The organism is Mesorhizobium zhangyense (assembly GCF_011045115.1).
GTDB lineage: Bacteria > Pseudomonadota > Alphaproteobacteria > Rhizobiales > Rhizobiaceae > Mesorhizobium_M > Mesorhizobium_M zhangyense.
In genome coordinates this window covers 38368-51816 of sequence record NZ_JAAKZG010000014.1, presented here as the reverse complement: position 1 = coordinate 51816, position 13449 = coordinate 38368, and the positions used below count along the sequence as shown (strand labels likewise).

General features: G+C 62.4%; 14 protein-coding genes. All 14 read right to left on the bottom strand.

Translation table 11 applies throughout. The features are described 5' to 3' along the window. Nucleotides 1-261: 261 nt before the first annotated feature. A complete protein-coding gene (gene fliQ / locus G6N74_RS24515; protein ID WP_165120635.1) occupies nucleotides 262-528 on the bottom strand; it encodes a flagellar biosynthesis protein FliQ in 267 nt (88 codons plus the stop codon). Continuing rightward, complete coding sequence (gene flgD / locus G6N74_RS24510) at nucleotides 525-929, bottom strand: flagellar hook assembly protein FlgD (protein WP_376767748.1); 405 nt, start codon at nucleotides 927-929, stop codon at nucleotides 525-527. The genes fliQ and flgD overlap by 4 nt, the downstream gene beginning before the upstream one ends. Before the next feature lie 5 nt (nucleotides 930-934). Beyond that, nucleotides 935-1378, bottom strand: coding sequence for a flagellar biosynthesis repressor FlbT (gene flbT / locus G6N74_RS24505; protein ID WP_165120633.1), 444 nt, complete (start codon nucleotides 1376-1378; stop codon nucleotides 935-937). After that, entirely contained in the window at nucleotides 1375-1722 is a 348-nt protein-coding gene (flaF, locus tag G6N74_RS24500; RefSeq protein ID WP_165120632.1) for a flagellar biosynthesis regulator FlaF, read from the bottom strand. The genes flbT and flaF overlap by 4 nt, the downstream gene beginning before the upstream one ends. Nucleotides 1723-1736: 14 nt before the next feature. Further along, a complete protein-coding gene (locus G6N74_RS24495) occupies nucleotides 1737-2783 on the bottom strand; it encodes a flagellar hook-associated family protein (RefSeq protein ID WP_165120631.1) in 1047 nt (348 codons plus the stop codon). Nucleotides 2784-2787: 4 nt separating this feature from the next. After that, entirely contained in the window at nucleotides 2788-4236 is a 1449-nt protein-coding gene (gene flgK / locus G6N74_RS24490) for a flagellar hook-associated protein FlgK (RefSeq protein ID WP_165120630.1), read from the bottom strand. A 31-nt stretch (nucleotides 4237-4267) separates the two neighbouring features. After that, the gene (locus G6N74_RS24485; RefSeq protein ID WP_165120629.1) at nucleotides 4268-5533 is read right to left on the bottom strand and encodes a flagellar hook protein FlgE; all 1266 of its coding nucleotides are present in this window, start codon (nucleotides 5531-5533) and stop codon (nucleotides 4268-4270) included. Nucleotides 5534-5714: 181 nt separating this feature from the next. Further along, complete coding sequence (locus tag G6N74_RS24480) at nucleotides 5715-6386, bottom strand: response regulator transcription factor (RefSeq protein ID WP_091915198.1); 672 nt, start codon at nucleotides 6384-6386, stop codon at nucleotides 5715-5717. Between the two features lie 226 nt (nucleotides 6387-6612). Beyond that, complete coding sequence (locus tag G6N74_RS24475) at nucleotides 6613-7179, bottom strand: lytic transglycosylase domain-containing protein (protein ID WP_165120628.1); 567 nt, start codon at nucleotides 7177-7179, stop codon at nucleotides 6613-6615. After that, nucleotides 7130-8602 carry a flagellar hook-length control protein FliK gene (gene fliK / locus G6N74_RS24470; RefSeq protein ID WP_165120627.1) on the bottom strand — a complete coding sequence of 491 codons (1473 nt, stop codon included), beginning with the start codon at nucleotides 8600-8602 and terminating at the stop codon, nucleotides 7130-7132. Before fliK ends, G6N74_RS24475 begins: the two co-directional genes overlap by 50 nt. Beyond that, entirely contained in the window at nucleotides 8599-9927 is a 1329-nt protein-coding gene (locus G6N74_RS24465; RefSeq protein WP_165120626.1) for a MotC family chemotaxis protein, read from the bottom strand. The genes fliK and G6N74_RS24465 overlap by 4 nt, the downstream gene beginning before the upstream one ends. After that, nucleotides 9924-11147: a MotB family protein gene (locus G6N74_RS24460; protein WP_165120625.1), complete on the bottom strand. Its 1224-nt coding sequence runs from the start codon at nucleotides 11145-11147 to the stop codon at nucleotides 9924-9926. Before G6N74_RS24460 ends, G6N74_RS24465 begins: the two co-directional genes overlap by 4 nt. Then, on the bottom strand, nucleotides 11144-11779 hold the full coding sequence (locus G6N74_RS24455; RefSeq protein WP_165120624.1) for a hypothetical protein: 636 nt from the start codon (nucleotides 11777-11779) through the stop codon (nucleotides 11144-11146). The genes G6N74_RS24460 and G6N74_RS24455 overlap by 4 nt, the downstream gene beginning before the upstream one ends. Continuing rightward, complete coding sequence (fliF, locus tag G6N74_RS24450; protein WP_165120623.1) at nucleotides 11779-13401, bottom strand: flagellar basal-body MS-ring/collar protein FliF; 1623 nt, start codon at nucleotides 13399-13401, stop codon at nucleotides 11779-11781. The genes G6N74_RS24455 and fliF overlap by 1 nt, the downstream gene beginning before the upstream one ends. Between the last annotated feature and the right edge of the window lie 48 nt (nucleotides 13402-13449).

Genomic DNA, 13449 nt, shown 5'->3' with positions numbered 1-13449 from the left:
GAAAGCAACCAAAGGCAAGCACGTCTGGAGGCGGTCGGCAAGCATCGCCATACCGCAAGGTAAGCGAAAGGTTGATGGCTTACGAACGGCGGGCAAGGCTAAGAGACCGTTTGGAAACTCTACCCTGCCGGTCATCTGACGCAGTTTTCTGCGCTTCCGGCGCTCACTTACCTTATGTACGATCCGCTCGTCGCCTGTGGCGACCCCGAAAACCACGCCATATGCCTCGGCAGGCGAATTATCAAACGGTCTTCAAGGGGTCTAGAACCCGGTTTCGATGCGCTCGAAGATGACGTTGGTGAAAGATGAAATCTGTGCGCCCATGAACGGGCCGGTGAAGGCAACGACGAGCATGATGGCGATGATCTTGGGGACGAAGGTGAGCGTGATTTCCTGGATCTGCGTCAGCGCCTGAACCAGTGCGATGGCGACGCCGACCAGCATTGCCACGGCTACCGCCGGACCAGCGGCGGTCAGGACCGTCCAGATGGCGAACTGGACGATGTCGAGGGCGTCGGCTTCGTTCACGCTTCGCTCGGCTTGATAACGACGCCGGGACCGACGACGATCTCCTTGCCGCTTTCCAGCACGGCAACGATGCCGTCCGAATAGAGCTTCACCGAGGCGACCTTGCCCGAAAGCGTACCGTCAGCCGAAGTGATGTTGCGCCCGATCAGGGCGTCGGCCTGCGACAGCGTCGAGGATGACAGCAGCGCGTCGAGCTTGCTGTTGATCTGGACCGACTGCTCGACCTGCGAGAACTGCGCGAGCTGGGCGACGTATTGCGTCGAATCCATCGGGTTGGTCGGGTCCTGGTTCTTCATCTGCGCGACCAGCAGGCGAAGGAAGGATTGATAGTCGACGGTGGTCTGCGGGGTCTTCTCGGTCGAGGATGTGTTGGTCGTCGACGTGGTGGGTGCGATTACCATGCTCATCAGTATCGTTCTCCTACGGCGATGGGGCGAGGCGCGGATGCTGCCGGAGCTTCCAGGGCAAGGGCTCGCTCTTCGAGACGGTATAGGCCGCGGAGCGCCTTGAGCGCCTCGTAGACGCGGTCTTCGCTGACCATGCGGTCGATCTGCTTGAGGGTGGCGCGTATCTCTTCGTCCTCGAAGCTTGCCAGAAGCAGCGGCAGGGACTGGCGGAACATTTCGCGGGCCTGCGGCCCGCCAGTGGGCTCCATCAGCATGATCTGGATCATGAAATAGAGCTGGCGAAGCGGCGTCGAGGCGTCATCGGGCTGAAGGACGTGGCTCTCAAGCAGGAATTGAACGTCGTTGAGGAGTTCCAGCGAAACCTTGCGGTCGACCTTGATGACGGCGCCGTTGATGTAGATCTTCTCGTTCGGCTTCAACGAGATCTTCAGCGTGCTTTTCATTGAATGCCGTCGCGGATTATCTGCGAAACCTCGATCAGGCCTTCGAAATTGTCGGAGCGGCCCTGACGCACCTCCTCGGCTTCGCGCAGAAGCCACAGCCCGATCGAAATCAGGTTGGCGCGCAGTTCCTTGGGCAGGGCGTTGTCGGGGCTGCCGAGGTCCTCGATGAAAGTGGTCCAGAGCCGATTGGTGAAGTGCAGCGCCTGTACCGCCTCCAGCGAGCCGACACCGACTTTGCTTGCGGTTGCAAGCAGATCGATCGAACGGTTCAGAAGCTGTTTCTCGCGATCCTTGGCGTCTGCCACGGAGTCGGTCTGAACGTCGGCGTATGAAAATTGATACATTTGATGCCCGCCGGTTAGCTCATGAATTTCAGGAAGCTGAGTTGCTGAATGCGTGCCGTGATCGCCAAAGACGTATCATAATGCGAAATAAGGTCGGAGACCCTGGTGCTTGCCTCGAGAGGGTCAACGCCTTCGGTCGCCAGGATATGCTTTTCGATCAGTCCGGCCTGCGTGTTCAGACGGTCGGTGGCATCGGTGACACGCTTCTCGGCGATGCCCATCTTGGACTGCAGATCAACGATATCGCCGATGCTGTCGGACACCAATACCCAGGCGCGGTCGACCAATGCCTTGCGGGCGTCGGCCGGAAGCTCGCCTGACAGAAGTTCGGTGATCATCGTTGTGGCCATGGCCAGCTTGCGAAAGCCGTCATTGTTGGCGCTCGCCGATGTCTCGGTCGTCTCATTCAGCGAAATGCGGCTGCCGATGCTCTGGTCAGAGGCATTCGACCAGTTGTCCCAGCCTGCGCCCGTGAATTGCGGCTCGACATAGGTGTTTATGAAAGAGTCCATGTCGGCGGCGGTCGGAAACGGGTCGGCAGTGTTGGCCCCGGTATCGGCCAGATACTGCGCGTAAGCCGCGTCATAGGCGGCCTTGGCGGGCGATCCAGGTGCGGTGTAATCGTTGATCGGCTTCGCGTCGGTGTTTACGCCGGCGAATATGTACTCGCCGTTCAAACCGCTGTTCAGGACCGAGGTCATGGTTTTCAAGGTGTCCACGGCGGTAGCCTTGGTGATGCTCGCGGTGGAGTCGCCCGACGTTGCGGTGTGCAGGATCGACAGCAAGGACTGCGCGGCCTTCGAGACCTGGTCGAGTGCATTCTGGGTCGCAGTCAGGCGCGCGGTGGCCAGGGCATTGGAGGCGGTGATGCCTTTCATGCGCTCGAGTTCCCGGTTGAAGGTAACCGATTGGGACGTGCTTGCACCGAGCGCCAGGCCCTTGTCGGCAACGAAACCGGTTGCCTGCTCCTTCTGCGCGGTTATGAGCGCGGCCTGCGTCTTCATCATGGAATAACGCATGGCCTGGTTGATGGATGACGAGGAGACAAAACTGGCTTTCATCGTATTACCTCACTGCCGCCAGCAAGGTTGCCAGCATTTCGTCGACCGCCTTGATCAGGCGGGCAGACGCCGAATAGGAATTCTCAAGTTCGAGCAGCATCGATAGTTCCATGTCGACATTGACGCCTGTCTCGTTTGAAAGCGCCTCTGCCGTGCGGACGGCCAGCGCCTCCTTGGACTCAGCCGCCGTTGAAGCATCCTTGCGCACCCCCTGGAACCAGCCGATGGAGTTCGCCGAGTAAGTGGCCAGGCTTACCGTGCCACCGATGCCTGTGGCGGCATCGAAGGCCATTGGCTCGTCCATGCGGTCGCCATACTTGATCAGAAGGTCGGTATAGGATGCGCCGCCTTCGGTGTTGTGGACGTAGCCGGCACCGTTGGCGCCGCCGTCACGCAGATATTCCGGATTGCTGACGAAAGCCGCATTGAGCGAGATCTGCCCCGCGAGCCCATTGACCAGCGTGCCGTCCGCGGGCATGGCGGGCGCGCCGGGCCAGGTGAACAGGCCGGGTGCATCGGCAAGAACCCCGTTCGGGTCGGTCTCGGCGAAGGCGCTGATCAGGCCGCGCGCGACTTCGTCCAACTGGCTCTGCATGGTGGTGGCGACACTGTCGCGCAACTGCAGAAGCCCGGCGATCTTGCCGCCGGCGGTGGTGTTGCCGCCCGATCCCATGGTGACGGGCACGCCGTCGATGTAGACCTTGTTGCCGGCGGTGCCTGAAGGGTAGGCGGCTTCTGGCTGGAAGGTGATGCTGCGCGGCACGGTCTCGAACAGCGTCGTGCCGTCGGCGGTCATGACGACCATGTCGTTGTTGCTGCGCGTGAAGGTGGAGACCGGAACATATTCCGAAATCTGCTTTAGAAGCGCGTCACGCTTGTCGAGCGCGTCATTCACGTCGCGACCGGATGCCGTTCCGGAGACGATCTCCTTGTTGGCGTCCTGGAATTGGGAAAGCAGGTTGTTCAGTTCGTTGACTGCAGTGGAAATCTGCTGGTCGGTCTCGACGCGAAAGGTCTGGATCGCGGCTGCGCCGTCATTGAGGCTGCGCACCACATTGCGTGCGGCGTTGATGGCGTTGTCGGCGAGCGTGCGGTTGGTCGGGGTAGCCGAGTAGGTCTGCAGCGCCTTCTGCAATTCGGTGATGGAGGTTGCAGGCGAAAGCGCGTTGTCGACGCCATCGACGGCGAGACTGAGCCGATCCATGCCGGTATAGAGCGTCGTCTGGCCGCTCCAGGAGGAGACGGCCGACAGGTTCTGGCGGAAAAGCTGCTCGTTGGTGGCGCGCTGGATAACGACGACGCGAGCGCCTGGAGCGGTGCTGGAAAGCACGGCGGTCCGGCGCGCATAGTCCGCGTTCTTCTCTTCCGCAACGTTGCGCGAGACCACGCTGGTCTGGCGACTCGTGTTGAGAAGGGAATTCTGGGCGATGCTGAGTGCGCTGGATAACGACATGCTTTATTCCTGTTCGGCTCGTCCGGCCGGACTACCTCTTGAGGTTGACGAGGATGTCCATGAGATCGGCGCCAGTCTGAAACACTTTCGAATTGGCGGTGTAGCTGCGCTGGGATTCGATCATATCCGTCAGCTCCTGGGCGATGTCGACATTCGACCCTTCCAGAGCGCCGGACACGACCTTGCCCCTGCCGCTCTCGTTGGCGAAGCCCATCTGGACGACACCTGAGTCGGCGGTTGGCGAAAACACGTTGCCGGGCAGAACCTGCATCATGTCGGGGCTCTGCACGGTGGCGATCGGAACGCGGAAGATCGGCTTCAGCGCGCCGTTTTCGTATTTGGCGTAGACGGTTCCGTCGTCGGAAATCTGTACGCCTTCGATGCTGGCGGGCGGGGCGCCGTCGGCTTCAGCAGAGACGACGGTGTAGCTTTTGTCGAGCTGCGTCATCTTGGACAGGTCGATCTTGATCTCCTGCGACGGCGGGCCGGGGATCGTCACGGTCACGTCGAGCGGAGTCGTCGTCAGCTTGCCGTTCGCAGGATCGAACTCGAGGGTCTGGGTGCCGACCAGCTCGTCGCCGGTATAGGGGAATGAGGTGTCAGCTGCTGCGTCCGACTGCTTGTATATGGCGACTTCCCAGGTGTTGTCGGCGGTCTTGGTGTAATAGACGTCGAGCAGGACTTCGCTGCCGAGACTGTTGTAGGTGACCAGCGACGACTTGGCCGAATATGTCGCGGTGGTGGCATTCGCCGACGGCAGGTCGGCCGGGTCGACGATCTCGGCATCCAACGGGAGGTTGGCGGTGAAAATGCCGGTTGTCGATGGGATTGCGACCAGATCCGTCTGGTTGATGGTCACGGGAACCAGTCCGCCAAGGCCGTTGGCGACGGCGCTGGGGATGCCGTTCTCGTAGCTGTAGCCCATGAGCTGGAAGCCGGCGGCGTTAACAAGCTGTCCTTGCGCGTTCGGCACGAACGAGCCGGCGCGGGTCAGTACCGGCGATCCGCCTGCGCCCTGCACGACGAAGAAGCCGTTGCCGTTGATCGCGAGGTCGCTGCCGGAGGTGGTGTATTTCAGGTCACCCTGCTGGCTGATCGAATTACGCACCGTCGTCGTGACGCCGCCCGACGTATAGTTGCCGGTGGTGGAAGGGATGATCAGCGAGGAGAATTCCGTGCTCGCGCGCTTGTAGCCGGTGGTGCTGGAATTGGCGATGTTGTCTGCGACGGTGGAAAGGCGGTTTGCCTGGGCATTCATGCCCGACACGCCCGTGCGCATCATTCCATACAAGCTCATCGAAAAGTCTCCTGATTATCCGGACCCTGGGTCAGGAGAAGACTATACGGTTTGACTTGCGCGAGGCTGGTGCGGCGCAGCCGCGAGGAGAATTCGAGCACAGGGCAGGGCGCACGCGCAGCATCCGCGTTGAGCAGCGGGCCGGCGCCGAAAGGCGCGGCTATCCTGTGCGGAAAACCTCTCATCCCACGATCAGCCGGTAGCCGAGGAAGCGCTTGGAATCGACCGGGTCGAAGCCGAGCTTCTCGCGCAGCTTCTTGCGCAGCTTGCTGATATGGCTCTCGACGACGTTCTCTTCGACCTCTTCGTCGAAGATGCCGTAGATGGCGTTGAAGACCTGGGTCTTGGTGACGCGGCGGCCGCTGTTGGACGCCAGATATTCGAGGATGCGGCGTTCGCGCCGCGGCAGCGGCAGCGGCTCGCCGGCGATCTCCGGGTCGCGGCCATCCGTAAAGATGCGCATCGGGCCGACCTGGGTGAAACTTGCTTCTTCCTGGGCACGGCGTCGGATGGCGGTGATGCGGGCCAGGATCTCGCGGATATGGACGGGCTTGCGGATGACGTCGTCGACGCCGGACTCGAAAAGCTTTAGCGTGTTTTCCAGGGAATGCTGTTCGCTGAGCGCAATCACCGGAGCGCCGGAGCGGTCGCGTATCTTTCGCGGCAGCACCACATCGCCGCCACAATCGCCGATCAGGAAAGCGCGGACTGATTTGAGATCGGCTTCAGCGACGCTTTCGACCCACTCGCCGAATTCGCTCGACCGGAAGCCGGCGCTTGCGACGCCTTCCCTGTCGAAAAGTGAATGATATCCCTCTGTAACGAGCTGTCGCTCGTCTACGATTACAATCATCGACCCGCCCCCGAATCAGCAAGAATGCCCTGACGGGGAAGTCGTACGCGTTGCCGCGAATCATGAAAAACCGTTAAATCTTGTAGCTAGTTTCTTGGGAGTCGAGAATCGGAATGGTTGCATCCCCCGGTGGTGCTCGCGCCGTTTGATTGTGGCGCGGGTAATGCACACGCCTGACGTCCAGTAGGCATGGCCGCCATCAAATTCCGTTCCAACAGCAGTACAACTATGGGGCGCAGAAAGAGCGCGCGTTGCCGGTCCATTTGCCAAAGCCGGTGGCGACCATGTTCGCTATGACGCGACAGACATAACGCTTCTGCGCCGGGTCGTTGTTGGGGCCGGCATGATAGCGCGCAACCGCCATCGACCAGGTCATGTGCCGGGCATGAAGCTGCGCCAGGAAGCGTGCCGCATAGTCCACGTTTCGGCCGGGATCGAGCATCTCGGCGACGCTGCGGAAATGCTCGCCGTGATAGTGGTGGTTGATCTGCATGCATCCTAGATCGATCAATTTTGCGCCATTGCGCCGCGCCGTTTCGAAGGCGGCAATTGCCTGTGCCGAAGATGATGGAAAGACAGCTTTTCCTTCTATATTCAATGCATTGGGTTGAAGGCTGCCTTTTCTGCCAGTCTCCGTCAGCCCCACTGCATAGAGGATTCCGACCGGCACGCCATAGCGATCAGCCGCGCGCAGGATTTCAGGTTCGCACGGATTGCCGGCTGCCAGAGCCGCCGTTGCGGCGCTAGATATAAAGATCGCTGCCAGAGCGGTTCGAAGAAGTCGATGCGCCATCACTAGTCCCATATGCGCCATCGTTGCCGTCCCTTGCCGATCGCTGTCCGCCGGATGTCTCGCCATTGCCGCCGGAACCGGCGGAGCCGAACGACTGCTGGTCACGCGGCGCAAAGCCCGAAGCCATTGCGCTGCTGTCGGTTCGCGTCACGGATTGCGATGCGACCTGTGGTTGCTGGACTGTCACCCGATCGATGTCGAGACCCATCGCGCGCAGCGATTTCACGATGGTCTCGCTGTCGGCGCTGAGGCGGCGGTAAGCGTCACCGTTCTCAACCTGAATCTCAACCGTCAGTTGCTCTCCGGAGAAACGCATGCTGGCCGTGACGACACCGAGCTCTGCGGGGTTCAGCTGAATTTTCAGGGTGTGTGCCGAAGACAAATTGGGTTGTGCGGCAAGAGGCCGGAAGGAAGGTGCCGCCGCCTCGCGCCAACCGGTGTCGGCAGCGAGCTGATTGGCAAGCGCCGAGGCGGTCGAAACTGGTGATTGGGCGATCGGCGCGGGTATGTTCTGCTGGTTCACCACGGTCACCCGCTCGGCCTTGCCGTCCGAGCGCCGGCCTGACGTATCCGCCTGCTGGCGACCGCGACTGCCGGCCTCTAGGCTTTGACGAAAGTCGTCGCCGACAGACGGGATCGCCGCGTCGGCGCCGTCTGCTGTTGCGTCTCCGACGGTCGTCGCTTGAGACAGCGAGACGGTGAGGGACGCTGCCGCCGACTTGGCAGCGTTTTTCACGTCAGTGCGGGCAACGGAAAGGGTGGCCATTTCGCCGGAAACCTGTCCAGGCAACCTAAAATTGGCGGCAGTCGACTGTTCCTTGCCCTCGGCGCTACGCGCTGCGCGTGCTGCCTCGGCCAGCGATGCCGCATCGCCTTCGAGCGGGAGTTTCGCGGCCGTTGCTTCGCGCGCCGATGACATCCCAGTGGTGTCCGATTTTTCAGAACCGGCCTTGGCGTTGCCCGACTGCTCGCCTCGCGTTTCCAGCCTGCTCGCCATCATGATCGCCGACAATGGGTCGCCGACGGCTTTTGCCGAGCGAGTATCCGTGGCGCCGTCTGGGTCGGTCCCGGCGGAATCCTCTTCCGGCAGGGTTTCGCCCGAGGCGTCGGCCTCATCAGTGGTGGCCTTCAGGGCGACGTCGATGACCTTGTCGAATTGAGCGCCAGGGCGAAGCCAGCGTGGCTGTCCCTGTTCGGACGATGCGGCCGGGGTCTTCTGCTGCGCCAGCTTTTCCGGTTTCTGCAGGCCGATCCCCGCGCTGGACGTCATCTCGCCACCTTTGCCTTTCGTGCCGGGAAGGCCGACAACGGCGCCGAATGTGCTGCCGCTGTCCTGTCCCTTGGCGCCCGACTTTCCCGATTTACCCGACACCGCCGGAACCGAGACAGTTGCCGCTGGAGCCTGATTGATGCCGATCGTCATTGCGCGTCTCCCAGCATCTTGTCGATTTCTTCCAGTTTCTTGCGGTTCGCGACCAGCTTTTCATCGGCGGGATCGGGCGGCGTTTGCGGGGCAGCCTGGGCTGGCGTGCTCTCGGCTAGGGTTATCGGTGGCGGAGCTTCCACAATGTCCTGAGGCTGTTGTTCTTCAACCGCATCCAGCGGCAGCGGGTCGGCTTCGATCACCAAAGGGTCGCTTTCGTCGGCGGCAGCAGTGATGGGAATTGCCTGACGCACTTCCTGCCTTGTGGGTGCAGGCAGCGTGCCGGTCATCTTGGAAGCGACGGCGGCAACAGCATCGAACAGCTTGCGGTCGCCTGCCGAAAGTCTGGCGCGATCGATTTTCGCAAGCATGGCCCTGATTTCCGCATCGGTACCGGAGGTCACCGAGGCAAGGCTGGCATAGAGCAGCGCGCGCGGGTCTTCGCCGCCGGCAACGGCATCGCTGCCTGTGTTCTTCTCGGCTTTTGCCGAGGCAAAGGCGGACAGTTCCTTGAAACCGTCGATGCCGGCGACGCGGGCTATGCGCAGATAGATCACGCGCTCCTGTTCGGCGTCCATCATCGTGGTGATTTCGCTGACCTTGGCGAGGTCGATCGAATCGTGAAGAGCGATGACGCCTGCTACGAAGGAGTCGGCAAACTGGCTGGCATAGGGTGAGCGCAGATAGCGTTCGACATACTGCGTGGAGGCGAGCGTGAAGCGCCCGGCATCGCCGTGCGCGGTGGCAAGCCCGATGGAGCGGCGAAGCGCTGCTTCCTCGACCAATGTGCCGGGGCCGAGCAGCCGTGCCTGATCGAACAGTTTCAGCGCCCCTTGCGGGTTGTCGTTGGCGGCGAGCGAGCCCTTGACCAGCGCCAGGAATGCACCGAGTTCGGGCGGCTGCTTCATCGGATCGACCGGCCCGAGCGTCGTTCGCGCGCTGACCGCCTGACCGTTCAGATAGTCGAGAAGGCCCTTGCCGATGCCGAGGTTCTGCTCATCCAGCACGAGGCGCGACAGAATGGTGTCGATGGTCGCGGGGTTGCCGCCGCTCATGGCGTAGACAAGCATGGCGCGGTAATTGCGTGGATCGTCGAAGCCGTCCTGCCCGGTCTTGCGCAGGCGATCATCTATCATCTCGAGCAGCTTGCGCTGCATCGGCAGCGCGGCATGGTCGCCCGAAGCGATGCGGTCCTGCACCAGCTGCAGCGAGCGCACCATCTGGAAGGGCTGGAGCTGGGTTTCGGCGCGCGCGGACACGGGCAAGGCGGCCGCCGCAAGCAGCGCCATGCCGATCAGACCATGCAGCGGGCGGGCGAGCCTCATCCGCCGTTCTCCAGCACGATCTCGATGCGGCGATTGACGGCGGCCAGCGGGTCGGCGGCGCTCTTCGGCTTGCGGTCGGCGAAGCCGCCGACTTCGGTGACGCGGCGCTCGTCTAGACCGCCGCGCACCAGCATGTAATAGGCCGAATGGGCGCGAGCGGACGAAAGCCGCCAGTTGTCATAGGCTGCGCTCCTGAACGGGCGCGCATCAGTATGGCCGCTGATGGTGATCACGCCCTTCTGCTCGTTCAACGCCTTGCTGATCTTTTCCATCGCCAGGATGAGCTCGCGGCGGGGCACGGCCGAGCCGATCTCGAACATGCCGAAATCGAGCTGGTCGGTGACCGAGATGATGACGCCCTTAGCCGTTGCCTCGACCGAGATGCCGTCATGCAGCTTGTCGCCGGCAGGGAATGCGGCGGCAAGTTCCTTGCGCAGCTGTTCCGCCTTCTTGACGTCGGCGGCGCTCGGCTTGTCCTGCTTGGGCGCAGTGTCGGCTGGTTTTTCAGCGACAGGCTTTTCCGGCTTGGCTTCCTTTTTCGTCTCGGCAAGTTCTTCCAGCGGTGCGACATCCTTGGGGGCGGTGATATCAGCCTTGGCGGTTTCCGTTTCGGGCTTGGAGCGCTCCGCACTTGCCTCGGCCAGGGGCGTTGCCACCTGCTGCGACCAGAAGTCCGGTGCGAACGGATCGCGGTAGGATTCGCCGCCTTCCGCGCCGGTTGCCGGGCCGGCTTCCTGCACGCCGCCATCGCCCTTGTCGCTGACATTCTGGCGCACGCCGGAATTGGCGGCGATCTCGGCCAGCACTGCGTAGGGGTCGGCGAAAAGGTTCTCATCCGAGCGTTGATCGGTATCGGCGGCATCGGCGGAATTCTGCTCCGTCGACGGACCGGATTTGGCGCGGCCGGTGCCTTCGCCCGCGCTGGTCGAATCTTCGGGCTTCTCGGCGGGCAGGCCTTCGCTCTCGCTTTCGAGGCCGCGGCTGCTCGTGGTGTTGTCCATCAACTGAACGGGGTTGAAGTAGTTTGCGACGGATTTCTTCGTCTTCTCGTCGGCAGCGCTGATCAGCCACATGACGAGGAAGAAGCACATCATCGCAGTCATGAAATCGGCGAAGGCGATCTTCCAGACGCCGCCGTGATGGGCGTCATCTTCACCGCTATGACCACGCCTGACGATAACGATCTCGTGCTTGACGTTGTCGATATCCACGCTGCTCACGCCAGGATCTCCGAGATTGCCGCGGACCATTCGGCGATCCGCGTTTCGAATATGTCGCCGTCAATCGTGACGGTGAGGTCGAAGCCGGGTGCCTCGACATAATCGAAATTGTGCTCCCGCTCCGGCATGGCCGCCCTGAGCGCCTCGAACAGCGATTGCGGGCCGGAAACGCGGATGCGCACCGCTTCGGGATCGGCGGTGGCTGTCTTGATCGACTGGGCAAGCGCTTCAAGCGAACGCTTCTGGATATCCTCGCTCAGAATGCCGCCGACGATGCGAGCCGTTGCCGTGGTGGTGAGTTCGGTGACGCGCGCTTCCATCTCGGCGATGCCGGCAGCCAAGGTCGCGCCGGCTTCCTGCCCGAAGCGATGAAGGATTTCCTCCAACTCGGTTGCGTGACGCAGGCGTTCGGCCTCCATTTCGACAACGTGCTCGGCCGCGAGACGCTCCGTCAGCGCAGCTTCAGCGCGGGCAACTTCCGCGCTGATCATGTCGGAGTAGTCGGGGGCTATGGTCGACGGTGTAAAAACCGGGGAAGCCGCCTTGCGTTGCGGCTCTGGCGTGCGTGCGGGTTCGGCTGCGCGGACGGGGCCGAAATCCTGAAGAAGCTCGAAAAGGGCAAGCGCGCTCATCAGGCGGCTTCCTGATGAGCCCATTTGCGCAGGATGTGCGCGGTGCGTTCCTCATTGAGGTCGACCATGCGCGCGAGGCGTTCCTGCGGGGCAGGCCGGAGCTTGCGGCGCAGATCGTCGAGCGGATTGGTGCGCGGCGGCTGCGGCAGGGACTCGGTCTCGCTGGAGGCTTGGTCCGGCGTCGGCAGCGAGCGCTGCACGTCGTCGAAGCTTGGGCCGGCGATCTCGGCAGGCTTCGACAGGGACGCCACCATCGGCCGCAGCCCGAAGAAGGCGACCAGGAAGACCACGACGACGAAGGCGACGGCATTGATGATCGTGCCCGTCTGCTGGCCAAGCTTGTCCATGAAGCCGGGCGCGGCGATCTCGACGCCGTCGAGACCGTCGATGAATTCGACCGCCGAGACGTTGACAACATCGCCGCGCGCCATGTCGAGGCCGGCCGCGGTGGAAACGACCTTCTGGATTTCAGCGATGCGCCCGTTGATCTGCTCTGCCGTCGCGCCTTCGCCGAGAATTGCGGCCAGGCGCTGCTGGTTGACGACGACGGCCACGGACATCTTGGTCACCGTGTAGCCGTTGCTGACGGTGGCGATGCGCTTTGAGTTCATCTCGTAGTTGGTCGTCTCTTCCTTGCGGTCGCTGTTTTCGGACGACTGCGGGCCGTCGACGGCTGCGAGGTTTGCTTCAGGCAGGTTCTGCTCGACGGTGGCGGGTGCGGCAGCGGAGCGGCGGTTGGCGCTCTCATTGGCGCGCACGACCTGAACCGAGCGCTCGACGCGCGATTCCGGATCGAAAATCGTCTCTTCCGTCTGCCTGGTGTCAGTGTTGACGTCGGCCTTGACGCTGGCGCGGAAATTGTCCGGGCCGAGATAGGGTGTCAGCGCGCGGCGGATGTTGGCCTCGATCTGCGATTCCACCGTCTGCTCGACGCCGAGCGAGCGGCTGGCGCTGGAATTGATCGGATCGTCACCGGCAGCAAGCAGCGTGCCGGCCGAATCGAGTACGGTCACCTTCTCGGCATTCAGGCCGGGGACGGCGGCGGCGACGAGATGGCGGATGGACATCGCGCTCTTGACCTCGTCGATGCCGGAGGCGCGGATGACGACGGAGGCCGAAGGTTCCTGCTCGTCGCGGCGGAAATTGGCGCGCTCGGACAGAACGATATGGACGCGTGCGGCGCGGATGCCGTTGATGGACTGGATGGTGCGGGCAATCTCGCCTTCAAGCGCACGCACGCGGGTGATTTGCTGCATGAAGGAGGTGAGGCCAAGCGAGCCGACATTGTCGAACAGTTCGTAGCCGGCATTGGCGCTGGTCGGCAGACCCTTTTCGGCAAGCAGCATGCGCGCGGTTGCCGTCTTGCCGGTTGGGACGAGAACGCTGGTGCCGTCGGAGCCGACATCGAAGCCGATGCCTGCTTCATTGAGCGCAAGGCCGATCTGGTTCACGTCGGAACGTTCGAGCCCGACATAGAGCGTCTCATAGGCTGGGCGGTTGAGGTAGAAGGCGCCGAGGCCGATGATGGCCATCACCAATGCGGCGACACCGCCCATTATTGCCAGCCGGCGCGGGCCGAAACCCTGCAGGTTCGAAAGAATGGTCTGAATTTGCTGCGGCACGGCTCAAAGGCTCCTGCATGTCTGTCGGCAGGAACACTAGAGGTCGAA